Below are 20246 nucleotides of genomic sequence, written 5' to 3' on the forward strand. Positions count from 1 at the left end.
AGGTGTTGAATTATGAAGAAATCCATTTGGAATACGATTTTAAAAGTCGTCATTGCGGTTGCTACTGCTATTGCAGGCGTCATTGGAGGTCAGAACCTGATGATGTAAAATGAAACAAAAGAGTTGGACGGGAATTTTACCTTAGAAACGGTAAAGTTCCCGTTTTTTTGTATTCCATATAAAGGTTAAGAGGCAGGATATGAAAAGACAGGAATATTGAACATAAATAAACAGGAGTTGTTTTAGTATATTATTCGCTATTTATCAACGCAAAACCTCTAAACATCAACGTGGTATATGAAAAAGGAATTTGGATTCGTCCTGGCGGCTGCAATCTTGCTGGCTGGCTGCGGACAGAAAAAAGAAACGACAACGACAACTGCACGTCCTGTAAAGACTACGATTGTCGAGTCAAGATCGATTATCAGAAAAGATTTCTCGGGAATCGTGGAAGCGGTGGAATATGTGAAGCTGGCTTTCCGGGTCAACGGACAAATCATCCAGCTTCCTGTCATCGAAGGACAGAAAGTGAAAAAAGGACAGCTCATCGCGGCTATCGACCCCAGAGACATCGCGTTGCAATATGCCGCCACGAAATCGGCATACGAAACGGCTTCGGCACAAGTGGAACGTAACAAACGGCTCCTCTCCCGGCAAGCGATCTCCGTGCAGGAATATGAAATCAGCCTCGCCAACTTCCAGAAGGCGAAGTCTGAATACGAACTGTCTGCCAACAACATGCGCGACACCAAGCTGACAGCTCCTTTCGACGGTTCAATCGAAAAACGACTGGTGGAAAACTATCAGCGTGTCAACTCCGGTGAGGGTATCGTGCAGCTTGTCAATACACACAATCTGCGTATCAAATTCACCATTCCGGATGCGTATCTTTATTTGTTGCGCGCCAAAGACCCGCGTTTCCTTGTAGAGTTCGACACATTTAAAGGACACGTGTTTCAAGCGAAACTGGAAGAATATCTTGATATTTCTACGGATGGCACAGGAATTCCGGTCAGCATCACGATTGACGATCCGTCATTCGACCGCGATCTGTATGCAGTGAAACCCGGTTTCACGTGCAGCATCCGTTTCACGGCAGATGTAGGTCCGTTGGTACAGGATAGCTGGACGATTGTACCGCTTAGTGCCGTATTCGGCGAAAGCGAAGGGAATAAAATGTATGTCTGGGTGGTAGAAGACAATAAAGTCCACAAACGGGAAGTGACCGTCAACGCCCCGACCGGAGAAGCACAGGCGCTCATCTCGGAAGGTTTGAAACCCGGTGAAAAAATCGTCATAGCAGGCGTATACCAACTAGTAGAAGGAGAATCTATCACAACTGTTGACAGGTGATAGTTGGTAAATGATTATGTAATCATTTATCCGCTGTCATTCATCAATTATCAACGATCATTTATTATGAGTTTAGCCAAATATTCATTAGATAATACGAAAATCATCTATTTCTTTCTTGCTGTATTGCTGATTGGGGGAATCACTTCCTTCGGCAAGCTGGGTAAGAAAGAGGATGCTCCTTTCGTCATAAAGTCGGCGGTTATTATGACCCGCTATCCGGGTGCCGAACCGGCAGAAGTGGAGCGGTTGATTACCGAGCCTATCTCTCGCGAGATCCAGAGTATGAGCGGTGTGTACAAGATAAAATCGGAATCGATGTACGGGCTCTCAAAAATCACATTCGAGTTGCAACCTTCCTTGTCGGCAAGCTCCATTCCGCAGAAGTGGGATGAATTGCGACGGAAGGTGCTTAATATACAGCCACAATTGCCGAGCGGTGCTTCCGCACCGACGGTTTCCGATGATTTCGGCGACGTGTTCGGCATCTATTACGGTCTGACGGCGGACGACGGTTACACATACGAAGAGATGCGCAACTGGGCGGAACGAATCAAGACACAGGTAGTGACGGCGGACGGGGTGATGAAAGTCGCCCTATTCGGGACGCAGACGGAGGTGGTCAATATTTTTATTTCCACCAATAAGCTCGTAGGTATGGGCATCGACCCGAAACAGCTTGCCAGTCTGTTGCAATCGCAGAACCAGATTATCAATACCGGAGAAATCCGTGCCGGCGAACAACAGCTACGAGTGACTGCCAACGGTATGTATACCACCGTAGACGATATCCGCAACCAGGTGATTACCACCAAAGCCGGACAGGTGAAACTGGGCGATATCGCCGTCATCGAAAAAGGATACATGGACCCTCCATCCAACATCATGCACGTGAACGGCAAACGTGCCATCGGCATCGGCGTCTCCACCGACCCGCAACGGGACGTGGTGCAGACGGGCAAGAACGTGAAAGCCAAACTGGACGAATTGCTGCCACTGATGCCTGTGGGACTGGAACTGCAAAGCCTGTATCTGGAGAACGAAATTGCCAACGAAGCCAACAACGGATTTATCATCAATCTGATCGAATCGATTCTGATTGTAATTGTGATTATCATGTTGGTGATGGGTTTGCGCGCAGGTGTGCTGATCGGCTCGTCACTGATTTTCTCTATTGGCGGCACATTACTTATCATGTCTTTCTTCGGTGTCGGACTGAACCGTACATCATTGGCGGGATTTATCATCGCCATGGGGATGCTGGTGGATAACGCCATCGTGGTAACGGACAACGCACAGATTGCCATCGCCCGCGGAGTAGACCGGCGGAAAGCGCTGATAGACGGCGCAACCGGTCCGCAATGGGGATTGCTTGGGGCTACGTTCATCGCTATCTGTTCGTTCCTCCCACTCTACCTTGCTCCTTCTGCCGTGGCAGAAATCGTGAAACCGCTTTTTGTGGTGCTTGCCATCTCGCTAGGATTGAGCTGGGTGCTCGCGCTGACGCAGACCACTGTTTTCGGTAATTTCATCCTGAAAGCGAAAGCAAAGGACGGCACGAAAGACCCGTATGACAAACCGTTCTATCACAAATTCGCCTCCATCCTCCGCACGCTGATTCGCAGGAAAACATTGACACTGGGTTCGATGGTAGTGCTCTTTGTTGCTTCGCTGGTTATCATGGGAATGATGCCGCAAAACTTCTTCCCTTCTCTCGATAAGCCTTATTTCCGGGCGGACATGTTTTATCCCGACGGGTATAGCATCAATGATGTAGTGAAAGAGATGAAATCCGTGGAAGAGCATCTGGCAAAGCAGCCGGAAGTGAAGAAAGTGTCGATCACCTTCGGTAGCACACCGTTAAGGTATTACCTGGCTTCTACTTCGGTAGGTCCGAAACCGAATTTTGCCAATGTATTGGTTGAATTGACGGACAGTAAATATACAAAAGAGTATGAAGAAGATTTCGACGCGTACATGAAGGCGAATTATCCGAATGCGATTACCCGTACCAGTCTGTTCAAACTGTCGCCTGCGGTGGATGCCGCTATCGAAATCGGGTTTATCGGTCCGAATGTAGACACGCTTGTGGCGCTCACCAACCAGGCTTTGGAGATTATGCACCGGAATCCGGATTTAATCAATGTGCGCAATTCGTGGGGAAATAAAGTTCCTGTATGGAAGCCTGTATATAGTCCCGAACGGGCGCAACCGTTAGGGGTATCGCGTCAGGGAATGGCACAAAGTATCCAGATCGGAACCACAGGTATGACACTTGGAGAGTACCGGCAGGGCGATCAGGTGCTTCCTATCTTATTGAAGGATAACACGGTGGATTCGTTCCGCATCAATGACCTGCGCACGTTGCCCGTGTTCGGCACGGGGAATGAAACGACCAGTCTGGAACAGGTGGTATCGGAATTTGATTTCCAATATCGTTTCTCGAATGTGAAGGATTACAACCGGCAAATGGTGATGATGGCGCAATGCGATCCGCGTCGCGGAGTGAATGCGATTGCTGCTTTCAATGAGGTTTGGCCGCTGGTGCAGAAAGAGATAAAAGTGCCGGAGGGGTATACGATGAAGTATTTCGGGGAACAGGAAAGTCAGGTGGAGTCTAACGAGGCGTTGGCCAAGAATTTACCGTTGACGTTCTTCCTGATGTTCGTCACGCTGTTGTTCCTGTTCAGGACGTATCGTAAGCCGACAGTGATCTTGTTGATGTTACCGCTTATTTTTATCGGTATCGTTTTGGGATTGGTGTTGTTAGGCAAGTCGTTCGACTTCTTCTCCATCCTTGGTTTGCTCGGACTGATTGGGATGAATATCAAAAATGCGATTGTACTGGTGGAACAGATTGATCTGGAGGCAAAAACGGGCAAAAAGCCGTTGGATGCTGTTGTCAGTGCTACAACGAGTCGTATTGTCCCCGTAGCAATGGCGTCCGGCACTACCATTCTGGGTATGTTGCCATTGTTGTTCGACGCGATGTTCGGCGGTATGGCGGCTACGATTATGGGAGGTTTGTTAGTGGCTTCGGCACTGACATTGTTTGTTCTTCCGGTAGCCTATTGTGCCATTCAAAGAATCAAAGGCTGATTGCCTTCTCTTATATGAAACTTGAATTTATTGTTTAGATTGAATAAAATGAAAACTCAACTTATAACTCTGTCTCTGCTGCTCCTTGGCCTCACAGCCGGAGCACAGCAGCCCTATCTTAGCCGGGAAGCTTACCGGGATAAAGTGGAAGCTTACAGTCAGATTCTGAAGCAACAGAAACTAAAGACGATGGCAAGTACGGAAGCACGAAAGATTGCTCACACGGGATTCTTGCCAAAAATTGATGTCAATGCGGACGGGACACTCAACATGAGCGACCTTAATGCCTGGAACGAACCGGTAGGCGAATACCGCAACCACACCTATCAAGGTGTATTTATCGTCTCGCAACCGTTGTACACGGGCGGGGCACTCAACGCCCAGCACAAGATTGCCAAAGCGGATGAAAAGCTGAATCAACTAAATGAGGAGCTTACCATCGACCAGATTCATTATCAGAGCGATGCGGTTTACTGGAATGCTTCCGCTTCACAGGCTATGTTGCAGGCGGCGGATAAGTATCAAAGTATTGTGAAGCAACAGTATGACATCATTCAGGATCGTTTCAACGACGGGATGATTAGTCGCACGGACTTATTAATGATTTCCACCCGGTTGAAAGAAGCGGAATTGCAATATATCAAGGCGCGTCAGAACTATACGCTGGCGCTGCAAAAGCTGAATATCCTGATGGGAGAAGAGCCGAACAATCCCGTAGACAGTCTGTACACGATTGACACGGCTTCCGCTCCGGTGCAGATCCTTTCTCTGGAGAATGTACTGCAACGTCGCGCGGATTACGAAAGTACGGAGGTGAATATCATGAAAAGTCAGGCGCAACGCAAAGCGGCTCTTAGCCAGTTCAACCCGCAGTTGAATATGTATTTCAGCGGTGGATGGGCTACAGCTACACCTAACCTCGGTTATGATGTTTCTTTCAATCCCATCGTCGGCATTAACCTGAATATACCAATCTTCCGTTGGGGAGCCCGGTTCAAAACAAACCGTCAGCAGAAAGCGTATATCGGCATACAAAAACTGCAACAAAGTTATGTGACGGATAATATCAACGAGGAACTTTCTGCCGCCCTGACCAAACTGACGGAAACGGAATATCAAGTGAAAACCGCCAAAGAAACTATGAGTCTGGCTAATGAAAATCTTGATTTGGTTTCTTTCTCGTATAATGAGGGAAAGGCAAACATGGTGGATGTACTCTCCGCACAATTGTCATGGACGCAGGCGCACACCAATCTGATTAATGCGTATCTGTCGGAAAAGATGGCGGTAGCGGAATATAGAAAGGTTATCAGTGAATAAATTTAGAAACAAAAGAAACTTGTTCACAAAGTCTTAGTCTTATAAAAGAAATCGTCCTGTTATCACGTAACCGTGAAACAGGACGATTTCTTTTTATATCATAAGGACTACAAAATACCGTTTTGCTTCAGGATATCTTCTATTTCCTTATCTGTCAAACTTTCACATTCGGACTTGTCATAGATAGTAAGCAACTTTATTTCCGAATCTATCTCTGTCAGAATCACCGTATAGGTTATCACTCGCGCACCTCCGCTCTTTCCTTTATTCTTCGAAGTAATGGCCATGCGAACCTTACGAAGATTATTCCCCAAGCTGACTCCTTGTTCAGGATTCGCTTTCAGAGATTCCAATAAATTGGCATAATCCAACTTCAGAGATTTGTAATGTTTGCTCAATTTTTTCAATTCTCTCGCAAAACGAGGAGAATACGTTATATCACAACTCATCCAGCAAATCCTCCGCTGGCTTAAAATCCAGCTTACCTTCCAGATTCAACTTCAATTCCTTGCACGCTTCATCAAGGCTTTCCAGAATTTCGGTCTTTGTCCGATAAGGAGTTGCCTCTTCAGCAACCGCCCTCACCTGTTCTTCTTCATGATTCAACATTGATCTTATCTTTTTCAGGATAGCTATATCATCCACATCCAGAATCTGACGAATCAGTGCATTCTTTTCCGCCTCTAATAACATTGTGCTCATACGCTTTCCGTTTTTACTGTTATACATTACTCACAAAGGTAGCGTTATCAAATGAGTCTGCCAAACTTGAATGTATAAAAAGTATTTCTCCATGAAGAAATAAGATCTTCAATGATGAAGATTCTCCCCGCTTACGCAAGGAAGGAAATCAACACACCCGCAGCTACGGCAGAACCGATTACTCCGGAGATATTGCTTGCCATGCAATACTGCAATACGTGATTCTTCGGATCGTATTTCAAAGCAATCTCATTGGCTACACGGCTCGCCATCGGAACGGCACTCAAACCAGTGGCGCCGATAAGCGGATTGATTTTCTTCTTCGAGAAGAGATTTACCAGTTTCACAAAGAAAATACCACCGGTTATAGAAAGTGCAAATGCAAGGAATCCACCGATCACAATACCGATTGTTGTCCAGTTGAGGAATGCTTCGGCTGTCATCGTTGCTCCTACAGACAGTCCGAGGAAGATGGTAGCAGCATTCATGATGCTATTGGAAGCGGCATCGAACAAGCGGAATGTGTTGGTTCCGATTTCTTTCACCAGATTACCAAACATCAACATACCCACCAAAGGCACTGCACTCGGCACGAAGAGGGCAACAATAGTAGTTACCACAATCGGGAAGATAATCTTCAATACACGCAGGTTCTTGATTTCAGTCTTCGAAGGGTATTTCTTTTCCTGTTCTTTCATGTTGATGCTCAACTCTTTCTTCGTACAGAACAGCTTCACTACCAGCGGAATAATCACCGGAACGAGCGCCATGTACGAATAAGCGGCAATGGCAATCGGGCCCAGCAAATGCGGAGCCAGTTTGATGGTGGTAAAGATGGCTGTCGGACCATCCGCGCCACCGATAATGCCCAGAGAAGCGGCTTCCTGTGGAGTGAATCCCATCAGAATGGCTACCAGCAATACGGTAAAGATACCCAACTGTGCAGCTGCACCGAATATAGAAAGATGCAGGTTACGCAACATCGGCCCGAAGTCCGTCAGCGCACCGACACCCATAAAGATGATCGGAGGCAGGAAACCTGTTTTAATCAACATATAATAGATGAAGTTCATGATTCCCAGTTCGTGGGCAATGTCATGCAAAGGCATTTCCCAGATGTTCTTCAACACTCCGTTTACCATCACCATACCATTTTCGTCGGCCTGAATCACGCCCATATCTCCTCCGGGGAAGTTGGCTAGCAACACACCGAAAGCGATGGGGACAAGCAGCAACGGCTCGTACTGTTTCTTAATACCCAAATAGAGCAGAACGAACGCGATGGCATACATTATCAGGAACTGCGGTTCGGCAATGATATTGCTGAACGCAGTCATGTCATATAAGTTCTCAAATATTTCGTTCATTATCCTATCTTCATTAATACGTCATCTTCTGAAACAGCATCTCCCGGATTGACACAGATAGCAGTCACTGTACCGCCAAACTCTGCACGGATGGCATTGTAGGTCTTCATCGCTTCTACATAGCAGATTACATCACCTTCTTTCACAGTGTCACCTACTTGCAAAGGAGTTTCCTGCGCACCTTTCACTAAGAAGAACTTGCCTTCCAACGGAGAAAGTACTTCTTTACCCTCTCCTGCCGGAGCAGCGGCAGCACCCGCAGGAGCAGCAGGTAGTTCGGTATCACCGTATGCTACCGTCACACGATAGGCCTGTCCGTCCACTTGTACGGTCAGTGTCTTCGGTTTGGCATCTTCTTCCGGAGATTTATCTTTTTCGGCACGACGTTTGGCTACGTCTTCCAGGAAGTCTTCTTTTGCTTTGCCACTCTTGTAAGCCTCATATTGAGCCGGGTGCATAGCATATTCGAAGAGTTCTTCGTCGTCCTGTCCTACTTCCCATTTGTTCTCTTTCATCAGTTTGCGATATTTGTCGAGGGCATCGGGATAGTTATTCTGCGGATCACCTTCAAAGAACTTACGGCCTTCACGTTCTGCCTTTTCAATGATTTCGGGAGCAAGTTTACCCGGCAGACGTCCGGCTTTACCCAGAATCATATCCCAGATATCATCGGCAATCATTCCCCAACGTTCTTTTCCTTTTTCCATGGCCATCACGTTCATCATGGCGAGGTTCTTCACGTATTGGCTGAACGGAGTCACCAATGGAGGATAACCGACACGAGGCCATACGTATGCCACTTCATCAAAGAGCTTGATAAGCAACTGGTCTTGCGTCATAAACGGCAGATTGTGTTTTGCCTTATATTTATTGATTGATTCCAAATTGGATTCGAGGTCGGCCATCAGACTACCCATCATACCGCCGGGAAGTCCGGGAGCAATCAGCAAGGAGTTCATCAGACGGTTTTTCGGGCTGATATACAAGCCGAGGAAGTCGTCCATAAATTCCTGAATCATGCCGCGCACTTTCATGTAGGCTTCCATATTGATTTCGGGCACTTGATATCCGGCGTCTTTCAGCATTGCCTGCACACTAAGCAAGTCAGCATGGCCTGTTCCCCATGATAGTGGTTCCATGCCTACGTCGATGTAGTCGCAACCGGCTTCGCATACTTCGAGGATACTTGCCATATTGAATCCGGGACCTGCATGACTGTGATACTGAACGGGGATTTCGGGATGTGCTGCCTTGATATTTGCTACAATCTTACCTAACGATACGGGACGACCGATACCTGCCATGTCTTTGATACAGATTTCGTCTGCTCCCAGTTTGATAAGTTCCAGCGCCATATTGGTGTAGTACTCTACGGTATGGATAGGCGAATGAGTGATGCAAAGCGAGCATTGCGAAATCATGCCTGCTTCCTTTGCGTATGTGATGGAAGGAGCGATGTTACGCACGTCGTTCAATCCGCAGAACGTACGGGTAATATCTGTTCCTTGTGCTTTCTTTACTTTGTAGAATAATTTGCGGACGTCTGCCGGAACGGGGCTCATACGGAGTCCGTTCAGTGCGCGGTCGAGCATGTGGGTTTGAATACCGGCTTCGTGGAACGGTTTTGTCCATTCGCGCACCGCTTTATTCGGGTTTTCACCAAACAATAAATTTACCTGTTCAAAACCTCCGCCGTTTGTTTCTACGCGGGCAAAACAGCCCATTTCAATGATGGCAGGAGCTACCTTTACGAGTTGGTCTACACGAGGTACGTATTTTCCGGCAGATTGCCACATATCTCGGAAAACCAAACTAAACTTTACTTCTCTTTTCATGTCTTTCAGTGATATTCTTTATAGATTTATAATTTTTCTACTTTAGTGATTTTTCCTTTACCTTGTGTCACCACATTTACAGCAGCTGTAATGGCGGCTAAGATGTTTCCCGGAACAGGGGCAGGACCTTGCGATGCTTCCCGCTTCACAGGAACCACTTCTTCAGGAGCATACTTGTTGACTAATGTAATCAACAACTTACCTAAATAAATCACAATCAGCAGAATAACAAACACGGTAGCCATTCCGACCACCATCAGCAGGATCGCTGTTTCGATATTTTCCATATAATAAACTATTAGTATTTTAAGTTGTTCGTCTAAAAAGCGTCCGAAAATACCAAATTTTTATTATAAAATAAATTAAGAAAGGAATATAATGTATAAAAACGTCATTTCTCTGATTGGAAAACTGGGGAAGTTTAATGATTTATGATTTATGATTTATGATTTAGCGTGCCATCCACATCTAAACTAAATTCCCATTTATCTTATTTACTATCTGCTTCTATTGCATAACCCAAATAGTAAATGGTAAATAGTCCAATAGTAAATCGTCCTATCTATTGTTCCTACAAAAAATGTGAGAGAAAGCCCCTCAACTTTCTCTCACACTCTGATAAAACAATTATTAAATAAAAATACTCAATGATAGACCGGTTCAGCCCTTTTCTGGTTTCATACTCTCTTAACCTACTATTAAACTACCAGATAAAACCGGCCTTGTTAAACCTCTCATGCGCCATCACGGCTTTCATTCTTTTAATTAGCGTAGCAGTCTAGTTGAAAAACCCTTTTTTTAAGCCAACTAAGTCTGTTTAATCGGAAAAAACAAGCCTCTAAAGCTCATATCACGTCCGATGAGGGAATCTTTCCAGCTTACGTTTGTGGCAGGAATAATTCATCTGCCGCTGTCTATTGTTTGCTTTGAGCCCTAGTTTGCATTTCTTTTAAAACATTGTTTGTTTTGGGTTAAATTTAAATTTTATAAAAAGCATCTATTGTTTGTTTTGAGTTTAGCTTGTAATTCTCTATAAAACATCTATTGTTTGTTCTGAATCCCGGCCTTATTTCTGCCGGATAATTTCTAATTTCTTCTACTACAACATTTAATCTTCTAATCAATTCTACCGTTTTCTTCAAATATCATTAAATAGCTCATCTATTAGAAAGAGAAGCATCTGTTGTTTTTTTACCAAGAAAAAATGAAGAAAATTTGAAGAAAAACAAAAAAGCCTCTTCTGGATAGTCAGAAGAGGCTTTTTTTATTGCAAAATAATTTCTTTCCCTCGAATTTGATAACTGATCCCACACGATCCAAAGACTTTTTCCAGTGTGGCGTTCAGGTCTTTCGTTAAGACCGTCCCGTTGTAGGTCAGCCCCTCGCATTTCTCATGTCCGACGACTGTTACTTCAAATATATGCTCAATATCTGCCACTACATTTATTAGCGGATCGTCTTCATACCCCAACACCTCGGGGAACTCCGATTCTTCTGCCTTTTTCTCTACCGGCACAATCTTGTTCTCATCGCAATGAACGCTTTCCCCGGCAAGCAATGTACGCTTACCTACAGCAGTCTCGACTTGCACACTTCCTTCCTCACAGTTGACGGTCATCTTCTTTCCTTGCTGATCGATGAGGAATTTCGTTCCCAGTACGGTTACGTCGCCGGCTTCTGTACGGACCGTGAATGTCTTGCCTTTGGTTACGTTAAAAGAGGCTTTACCCAATAGTTGCAATTTGCGCTCCCAAAGCCATGTGATATGATTGTAAGTCAGGCGGGAATTTTCCATCACCTGCACAGTACTGCCATCCGGCAATTCATAGTTCATAGCAGTGTTATCAGTCACCACCTTTTCTTCTGCCAGGAAGTAACCGCCTATCCCCAAAAGAAGGACAACTGCCGCTGCCACTCCCCATGAGAAAGAGAAACTTCTCCCCGCACCTTGCTTTCTTCTCCGGCTTAAGGCGATCTTATGGCTCTCCTCACGTTGCAACTTCAGCTTATCACCTATTTCTTTTTTACGAGAAAAGATTTCGCCAACCAGAGGAAGTTTTCCTTCTTCTAAGTATTTATCTAAAGATTCTGTCCACTTTTCCATATCTCACACCTCAATTAAAAATCCACAAATTAGCTGCTACCAACAACAAGAAAGATTTGCTCATACGCTCCCGCAAACTGGAGATAGCCATATGAGTAGTATTGTAAACCGTACGTGAAGTGAGTCCCATCACCTGGGCTATTTCTTCCGGACTCATCTTCTTATAATACTTAAGATACAATACCTCCCGCTGTTGCTTTGTCAAATTGTTCAGCTCTTTCTGCAAAACTTCTAGCTGTTCTTTTTCTAACTCTGAACGGATAATAGCAGTTTCAATATCAATCTCCAGATCAAACTGATATTCATTTGTGCCTACTTCATCCAGTGATTTTAATGAGCCACTATTCTCCTTTTTCAGTTCGTTCACTATCATGTGTCTCAACGAAACACATAAGTAAGCGGGTATGGATTGAGGAGCCGTGCAAGTTTCTCTTTTCTCAAAGATGTAAACAAACAACGACTGTATCGCCTCGGTTACCAGAGTCTCATCACCGGCTATCTTCATGCCATATCCATACAGTAAATCTGCATATTGCTCATAAAGCTGCCGGAATGCCTCTTCATCCCCTTGCTGAATTTTATCCCAGGATAGTGTCTTCATTTCTATTCACTCATTTATATGAGATATTTTTTTCCTTTTTTTACCTGATTTTTTAGTTAAAATCAACGGAATATGTTTTAAAACTCACTTGTAAAGTGGAATTTGATGTGTTTAAAGTCCATCTGCGCCATCTGAAGTACATAACCGGAGTCTGCCAGGAACACATCGCGCCCTTCTCTATCCTTTGCCATATACTGGTATTTACGTTTCTTGAAGGCTTCCAGTTCTGCGGGATCATCGCTTTCTACCCAACAGGCTTTATAAAGACTTACCGGTTCCCAGCGACAGGACGCATTGTATTCATTCAACAAACGGTACTGAATGACCTCAAACTGCAACTGTCCCACCGTACCGATAATCTTACGGCCATTGAACTGATTGACAAACAACTGTGCCACACCTTCATCCATCAACTGATCGATACCTTTCGCCAACTGTTTCTGCTTCATCGGATCGGCATTTTCAATATACTTGAACATCTCCGGCGAGAAGCTCGGCAATCCGCGGAAATGAAGCATTTCACCTTCTGTCAGCGTATCGCCAATCTTAAAGGTACCATTATCCGGCAGACCGATAATATCTCCTGCATAAGCTTCATCAATCGTTGTTTTACGCTGTGCCATAAACTGGGTAGGCGACGAAAAACGCATGGTCTTTCCATGACGGACGTGTGTATATGGAGCATTGCGAACAAACTTACCGGAACAAATCTTACAGAATGCCACACAAGAACGATGGTTGGGATCAATGTTGGCGGTTATCTTAAAGATGAATCCGGTAAATTTCGGTTCGTCAGGTTTCACTTCACGCTCTTCTGCCTGTACAGGACGAGGGCTGGGAGCTATCTCTACGAAACAGTTCAGCAACTCTTGCACACCGAAGTTGTTCAGCGCTGATCCAAAGAATACAGGCGCACAGTCTCCTGCCAAATAGGATTCAGAATCAAATTCCGGATAAACACCCTCAATCAGTTCCAAATCGCCACGCAGTTTGTCTGCCAACGACTTGCCAATCTGCTGATCCAGTTCTTCCGAATGAATATCGACTGCCACTTTCTCTGTTACCATCTGTTTGGATGGCTGATACAAGTCCAGTTTCTGTTCATAGATATTGTATACCCCTTTAAAACGTGCTCCCTGCTCTATCGGCCAGGACAAGGGACGAACCTGAATCATCAGTTCTTCTTCAAGTTCATCAAGCAAATCGAACGGATCTTTTCCTTCACGGTCCATTTTGTTGACGAAGATTATTACCGGAGTCTTTCTCATACGGCACACCTCCATCAGTTTACGTGTCTGCGTTTCCACACCTTTCGCACCGTCTACAACGATGATAACACTGTCTACAGCTGTCAGTGTGCGATATGTATCTTCGGCAAAGTCCTGGTGACCGGGAGTATCGAGAATGTTAATCTTATAGTCCCGATAGTCGAATTCCATCACGGAAGTCGTTACCGAAATACCACGTTGTTTCTCGATTTCCATCCAGTCGGACGTAGCCGTCTTTTTAATCTTATTACTCTTTACAGCACCTGCTACCTGTATCTGACCACCGAAAAGCAATAGCTTTTCCGTCAATGATGTCTTACCGGCATCCGGATGCGCAATAATGGCGAACGTTCGCCGTCTCAAAATTTCTGTATTATCTGCCATATATTAATATGAATGAAGAATGAAGAATGATGAATGATGAATGATGAAAGAAGAATTGTTACGCTATCTATAAAGCCGCATCGAAATTCTTCATTCTTCATTTTTCATTCCTAATTTTATCAAGCATTGTTTGAGGCTCTCCTCCCAATGAGGAATCTCTATATCGAACGTTGTTTTTATTTTTGTTTTATCAAGCACGGAATATGCCGGGCGGTTTGCTTTCGCGGGATATTCGGCTGTATGCAAAGGTTTCACTTTGCAGGTGGTTATTCCTGCCAGACGATGAATAGCTACCGTGAAATCATACCAGGAACAAACTCCCTCATTGCTGAAATGGTAGATACCGCGAACAATACCTTTATTAATAATAGCATAGATGGCCCGTGCCAGGTCATTGGCATACGTCGGAGTCCCGATCTGGTCGAAAACAACTCCCAGGCTGTCACGCTCTTTTCCAAGACGAAGCATCGTCTTTACGAAATTATTGCCAAAAATAGAATAGAGCCATGCGGTACGGATAACGACTGCTTGCTCGCAGTGATTCATTACCTCCTTTTCTCCTTCCAGTTTAGTGGTGCCGTATACAGAATCCGGGCAAGGATTGCAGTCTTCCGTGTATGGAGTATGCGCAGTACCGTCAAATACATAGTCAGTAGATACTTGTATCATGGCAGCACCATTGGCTTGTGCTGCACTTGCCAGTTGTTTCGGTGCTTCACAATTCAATTTGTATGCTAATTCTTGATTATCTTCAGCTTTATCTACAGCTGTATAAGCAGCACAATTAACAACAAGCTCAATCTGCTTCTCTGCCATATAAGTCCACACAGCTTGCTTGTCACAGATATCGAGTTCCTGCACATCTGTGAAATAATACGTATGTTGCGGGTTCTCTTTCGCAAGCACCTGCATCTCATTGCCAAGCTGACCGTTGGCACCCGTTACTAAAATTCTCATTTATTCATCCAGTTTTAATTCACCTTTACGGTCTTTATCATAATAATTTGCCAACATAGAAAGGAAACTAGTGATAGCTTCCACTGCCTTGGCAGTTCCTTCGCTGATAGGCTTCTTTTGAAGACGAAGCAGGAGTACTCCATACAACGCTTCAAAACAGGTTTCCAGTTCGGGTTCATCTTTCTTGCCGTTTTTATTCCGTAATTCTACGATAAACGGTAATGCCTTGAAATAAGCAGCACTGTAAAAAGGAAATTTAGGAGAAGAGGACAATGCGTTGTGCAACTCTGTCAGATTGATAATTACATTTTTATTAATCTGCAGATGACCCTTTTCCCGTACTCCTTCCTCGCCCATCATCGTAATCAGGTTGGTATACCATTCTCGCATGGCAGGCCGCTGTTCTTCCGGATAGCGGGCAATTACATTTGCCTCCATCTCTTCCGGTTCACAATGATTGGCACGGATCAAGTCTTCCTCTTGCCACATATATATAAGGTATTCGGCAATATTCTTCTCTTTCAGTTGTTGTGCTATCTGATTCATTATGTTATCTCTTAATAAAGTGACTCTCCCAACAAAGTATAAATCAATCCGGCAACAGATACCAGCATTACGATACTTCCTACAACACGATTCAGTATCCAGATACCACGTAAATTGAATTTAGTGCGCACCTTATTCACAAAATAAGTGATACCCAACCACCAGGTCAATGCTCCTATAGCAATTGCAAGATATCCCGTGATCTCTTCAAAGACCAGCACCCCCGGCTGCACAAAGGCAAAACGGGCGAAAAGTCCGATAAACAGAAAGATTATCAAGGGATTGGAGAGAGTGACGAAAAATGCGGTAATAAAGTTATGGAAATAAGAACCTTTGCTGGAGGAAGCCGGACGAATGGACTGCACCGGGTTGCTACGAAAGGTATATATACCAAAAAGGAGTAGCATGATGCTCCCCAATAATTGCAGATAGAAAATATTCTTATTAATATAATCGAACACAAAGCTCATCCCGTAGCCGGTGAGCAAAGCGTATGCTATATCGCTCAAAGAGGCTCCCAGACCTGTTACAAATCCATACCAACGCCCCTTATTCAAAGTCCTCTGGATGCATAATACGCCCACCGGACCGAGGGGTGCGGACACAACAACGCCAATAATAAAGCCTTTCACTAATATATCGAATATTGTCTCTATCTGAATCATGTCGCAAATATCGCACTTTTTTGTGATATGGGGATAGTATATTAACGTTTTTTCCACACAAGAATCACTATATATAGCGATAATAAGTAAAACGTACATCGAAAATAAACATATTAAATAAGGTATAGGAATTTATTCTCTATTTTTTTCCTACCACCAACGAAATTGATTATCTTTGCGCCACAGAAAAAGAGAAGAGTTTCTCCTGCAGGAACTTCAATCGTAAAATCGTAAATCGTAAAATCGTAAATATACAACATGATTCTTTTTTTCAGAACCCCTTCCAAGAGCGTGATTGCCGTAGAGAGCAACCATCAGCTCACCCCTGACGAAAGTAATAAACTCTGCTGGCTTTTTGGCGAAGCCGTGATGGAAAGTGAAGAAAACCTGAAAGGCTGTTTCGTTGGCCCACGCCGCGAAATGATCACTCCCTGGAGTACAAACGCAGTAGAAATCACCCAAAACATGGGGCTCGAAGGCATAAGCCGCATCGAGGAGTACTTCCCTGTTAAGGACGAAAATGCCGATTACGACCCGATGCTCCAACGCATGTACAAAGGACTCGACCAAAACGTATTCACGACAAACCGTCAGCCGGAACCAATCATCTACATTGAAGATCTCGAAGTGTACAACGAAAAAGAAGGTTTGGCTCTTTCCAAAGAAGAAATGGACTACCTGAAGAAAGTAGAAAAGGACCTCGGACGGAAGCTGACCGACTCTGAAGTATTCGGTTTCGCACAAATCAACTCCGAACACTGCCGCCACAAAATTTTCGGCGGAACGTTTATCATCGACGGCGTAGAGCAGGAATCTTCCCTGTTCCAGATGATTAAAAAGACTACACAGGAAAATCCGAATAAAATAATCTCTGCTTATAAAGATAACGTAGCCTTCGCTGAAGGTCCGGTTGTGGAACAATTTGCTCCGGCAGATCATTCAAAACCTGATTTCTTCCAAGTAAAGGACATCAAGAGTGTTATCTCACTGAAAGCGGAAACTCATAACTTCCCTACTACTGTTGAGCCATTCAATGGTGCTTCTACCGGTACCGGCGGTGAAATCCGCGACCGTATGGGTGGTGGTAAAGGTTCATGGCCGATTGCGGGTACTGCAGTCTACATGACTTCTTATCCACGCACAGAAGAAGGACGCGAATGGGAAGAGATTCTTCCGGTACGCAAATGGCTATACCAGACTCCGGAACAGATTCTAATCAAAGCATCCAATGGTGCTTCCGACTTCGGTAACAAGTTCGGCCAACCGCTGATCTGCGGTTCGGTACTGACTTTCGAACATACAGAAAACAAAGAAGTTTATGGTTACGACAAAGTAATCATGCTTGCCGGTGGTGTTGGTTACGGTACACAACGCGACTGCCTGAAAGGCACACCGGAAGCTGGAAACAAAGTAGTGGTTATCGGTGGTGACAACTACCGTATCGGACTGGGTGGCGGTTCCGTATCTTCTGTTGATACCGGTCGTTACAGCAGTGGCATCGAGTTGAATGCCGTGCAACGTGCCAACGCAGAAATGCAAAAACGTGCCAATAACGTAGTACGCGCTCTTTGTGAAGAAGAGGTGAATCCGGTGGTTTCTATCCATGACCACGGATCTGCCGGACACGTAAACTGTCTGTCCGAACTCGTGGAAGAATGTGGTGGTTTGATCGATATGAGCAAGTTGCCTATCGGTGACAAGACTTTGTCTGCCAAAGAAATCATCGCTAACGAAAGTCAGGAACGTATGGGTCTGCTGATTAAAGAAGAGGCTATTGAACATGTACGTAAGATTGCCGAACGCGAACGCGCTCCAATGTACGTAGTCGGTGAAACAACCGGTGATCATCGTTTCGCTTTCCAACAGGCTGACGGTGTACGTCCGTTCGACCTTGCCGTAGAACAGATGTTCGGTTCTTCTCCCAAAACCTATATGGTAGACAAGACCGTAGAACGTCATTATGAAATGCCGAAATACGAATTGTCTAAACTACATGAATATCTGACGAATGTATTGCAGCTTGAAGCTGTAGCCTGCAAAGACTGGTTGACAAACAAGGTAGACCGTTCGGTAACAGGCAAAGTGGCTCGTCAGCAATGTCAGGGTGAACTTCAGTTGCCGTTGAGCGACTGCGGTGTCGTAGCACTCGACTACCGTGGCGAGAAAGGTATCGCTACCTCTATCGGACATGCTCCGCAAGCAGCATTGGCTGATCCGGCTGCCGGCTCTATTCTTTCTGTATCCGAAGCGCTGACCAATCTTGTTTGGGCTCCAATGGCGGAAGGTATGGATAGCATTTCACTGTCTGCCAACTGGATGTGGCCTTGCCGCTCTCAAGAAGGTGAAGATGCCCGTCTTTACACAGCTGTAAAAGCTTTAAGCGATTTCTGTTGCGCGCTGCAGATCAATGTTCCTACCGGAAAAGACTCTCTATCTATGACACAGAAGTATCCGAACGGCGAGAAAGTGATTTCTCCGGGAACTGTGATTGTTTCTGCCGGTGGTGAAGTTTCCGACGTGAAGAAAGTGGTATCTCCGGTATTGGTTAACAATGAAAAGACTACGCTTTATCATATTGACTTCAGCTTCGATGAACTGAAACTGGGTGGTTCGGCTTTTGCACAATCTCTGGGTAAAGTTGGTGACGAAGTACCTTGCGTACAAGATGCCGAATATTTCCGTGATGCTTTCCTTGCCGTACAGGAACTTGTCAACAAAGGATTGATTCTTGCAGGACACGATATCTCTGCCGGTGGTTTGATCACTACATTGCTCGAAATGTGCTTCTCTAATGTAGAAGGCGGTATGGAAATCAGCCTCGACAAGATGAAAGAACAGGATATCGTTAAGATTCTGTTTGCTGAAAATCCGGGTATCGTTATCCAGATCAGCGACAAGCATAAGGATGAAGTGAAGAAGATTCTGGAAGATGCAGGCGTAGGCTATATAAAGCTGGGTAAACCGACTGACGAACGCCACATTTTGGTATCTAAAGACGGTGCTACTTACCAGTTTGGTATCGATTATATGCGTGACGTATGGTATTCTTCTTCTTACCTGCTCGACCGCAAACAATCTATGAACGGTTGCGCAAAAGCACGTTTTGAAAACTATAAGATGCAACCTGTTGAATTCGCTTTCATGCCGGAATTCAAAGGTAAGCTTTCTCAATACGGTATCACTCCGGATCGTCGTACCCCAAGCGGTATCCGTGCGGCTATCATCCGTGAGAAGGGTACAAACGGTGAGCGCGAAATGGCTTACTCACTCTATTTGGCAGGTTTCGACGTAAAAGACGTTACAATGACCGACCTCATCAGCGGACGCGAAACACTGGAAGACGTAAACATGATCGTTTACTGCGGTGGTTTCTCTAACTCCGATGTACTGGGTTCTGCTAAAGGATGGGCAGGCGCATTCCTGTTCAACCCGAAAGCTAAAGAAGCATTGGATAAATTTTATGCACGCGAAGATACATTGTCATTGGGTGTCTGCAACGGTTGCCAGCTGATGATGGAACTCAATCTTATCAACCCGGAACTGAAGAAGAAAGGAAAAATGCTACATAACAATTCACACAAATTCGAATCACGCTTCCTTGGTCTTACTATCCCGACTAACCGCAGTGTGATGTTCGGCTCTTTAAGTGGAAGCAAACTGGGTATCTGGGTAGCTCACGGAGAAGGAAAATTCTCTTTGCCATATGACGAAGATAAATATAATGTAGTAGCGAAGTATAGCTATGATGAATATCCGGGCAATCCGAACGGTTCCGATTATTCTATCGCAGCACTGGCCAGCGCAGACGGACGCCACTTGGCTATCATGCCTCACTTGGAACGTTCCATCTTCCCATGGCAGAACGGTTGCTATCCGGCCGACCGCAAGAACAGCGATCAGGTTACTCCATGGATAGAAGCGTTTGTCAATGCCCGCAAGTGGGTGGAAGCGAAAATGAAATAAATCATTTCCATATTTTACAGAGGCTGGTACTTTAAATAGTGCCAGCCTCTTATTTTACGGAACTTTCCATTCTACCGGAAGA

16 protein-coding genes are annotated in these 20246 nt (G+C 45.0%); 5 read left to right on the forward strand and 11 right to left on the reverse strand.

Features of this window, described 5'->3' with window-relative positions; translation table 11 throughout:
* Positions 1-12 precede the first annotated feature (12 nt).
* The 4 genes from DW862_RS25800 to DW862_RS04225 all read left to right on the forward strand — a co-directional run bounded on the left by DW862_RS25800 (position 13) and on the right by DW862_RS04225 (position 5772).
* Entirely contained in the window at positions 13-108 is a 96-nt protein-coding gene (locus DW862_RS25800; protein ID WP_149939068.1) for a smalltalk protein, read from the forward strand.
* A 189-nt stretch (positions 109-297) separates the two neighbouring features.
* Positions 298-1353, forward strand: coding sequence for an efflux RND transporter periplasmic adaptor subunit (locus tag DW862_RS04215; RefSeq protein WP_004300926.1), 1056 nt, complete (start codon positions 298-300; stop codon positions 1351-1353).
* 66 nt (positions 1354-1419) lie between these two features.
* Entirely contained in the window at positions 1420-4452 is a 3033-nt protein-coding gene (locus DW862_RS04220; RefSeq protein WP_120067332.1) for an efflux RND transporter permease subunit, read from the forward strand.
* Positions 4453-4500: 48 nt separating this feature from the next.
* Positions 4501-5772 carry a TolC family protein gene (locus DW862_RS04225; protein ID WP_004321526.1) on the forward strand — a complete coding sequence of 424 codons (1272 nt, stop codon included), beginning with the start codon at positions 4501-4503 and terminating at the stop codon, positions 5770-5772.
* 107 nt (positions 5773-5879) lie between these two features.
* Here the strand turns inward: DW862_RS04225 and DW862_RS04230 are convergent, their stop codons facing one another.
* The 11 genes from DW862_RS04230 to DW862_RS04280 form a co-directional block, all read right to left on the reverse strand.
* Positions 5880-6221, reverse strand: coding sequence for a hypothetical protein (locus tag DW862_RS04230; RefSeq protein WP_008025994.1), 342 nt, complete (start codon positions 6219-6221; stop codon positions 5880-5882).
* Positions 6211-6474 carry a hypothetical protein gene (locus tag DW862_RS04235; protein WP_120067381.1) on the reverse strand — a complete coding sequence of 88 codons (264 nt, stop codon included), beginning with the start codon at positions 6472-6474 and terminating at the stop codon, positions 6211-6213. The genes DW862_RS04230 and DW862_RS04235 overlap by 11 nt, the downstream gene beginning before the upstream one ends.
* A gap of 131 nt (positions 6475-6605) precedes the next feature.
* Positions 6606-7841: a sodium ion-translocating decarboxylase subunit beta gene (locus DW862_RS04240; RefSeq protein ID WP_004300937.1), complete on the reverse strand. Its 1236-nt coding sequence runs from the start codon at positions 7839-7841 to the stop codon at positions 6606-6608.
* Positions 7841-9676, reverse strand: coding sequence for a biotin/lipoyl-containing protein (locus DW862_RS04245; protein ID WP_004314195.1), 1836 nt, complete (start codon positions 9674-9676; stop codon positions 7841-7843). The genes DW862_RS04240 and DW862_RS04245 overlap by 1 nt, the downstream gene beginning before the upstream one ends.
* A gap of 26 nt (positions 9677-9702) precedes the next feature.
* Positions 9703-9963: an OadG family protein gene (locus DW862_RS04250; protein WP_004300941.1), complete on the reverse strand. Its 261-nt coding sequence runs from the start codon at positions 9961-9963 to the stop codon at positions 9703-9705.
* A gap of 977 nt (positions 9964-10940) precedes the next feature.
* Positions 10941-11780, reverse strand: a complete 840-nt coding sequence (locus DW862_RS04255; protein WP_004304423.1) for a FecR family protein — start codon at positions 11778-11780, stop codon at positions 10941-10943.
* Between the two features lie 10 nt (positions 11781-11790).
* Complete coding sequence (locus DW862_RS04260; protein ID WP_008025991.1) at positions 11791-12381, reverse strand: RNA polymerase sigma factor; 591 nt, start codon at positions 12379-12381, stop codon at positions 11791-11793.
* A 77-nt stretch (positions 12382-12458) separates the two neighbouring features.
* Positions 12459-14033 (reverse strand): peptide chain release factor 3, encoded by a 1575-nt coding sequence (locus tag DW862_RS04265; protein WP_004304425.1) that lies wholly within the window; start codon positions 14031-14033, stop codon positions 12459-12461.
* 90 nt (positions 14034-14123) lie between these two features.
* Positions 14124-14990, reverse strand: coding sequence for a dTDP-4-dehydrorhamnose reductase (gene rfbD / locus DW862_RS04270; protein ID WP_004304426.1), 867 nt, complete (start codon positions 14988-14990; stop codon positions 14124-14126).
* Positions 14991-15536: a DUF4924 family protein gene (locus tag DW862_RS04275; protein ID WP_004304427.1), complete on the reverse strand. Its 546-nt coding sequence runs from the start codon at positions 15534-15536 to the stop codon at positions 14991-14993. It abuts the gene before it with no gap.
* A gap of 11 nt (positions 15537-15547) precedes the next feature.
* Positions 15548-16201, reverse strand: coding sequence for a LysE family translocator (locus DW862_RS04280; protein WP_004310295.1), 654 nt, complete (start codon positions 16199-16201; stop codon positions 15548-15550).
* A 258-nt stretch (positions 16202-16459) separates the two neighbouring features.
* On the opposite strand from DW862_RS04280, the gene purL reads away from it, so the two are divergent.
* Entirely contained in the window at positions 16460-20164 is a 3705-nt protein-coding gene (purL, locus tag DW862_RS04285) for a phosphoribosylformylglycinamidine synthase (RefSeq protein ID WP_009040525.1), read from the forward strand.
* Positions 20165-20246: the final 82 nt, after the last annotated feature.

The sequence above is a fragment of the Bacteroides sp. AM37-9 genome (assembly GCF_003603455.1).
Taxonomy (GTDB): Bacteria; Bacteroidota; Bacteroidia; order Bacteroidales; family Bacteroidaceae; genus Bacteroides; species Bacteroides xylanisolvens.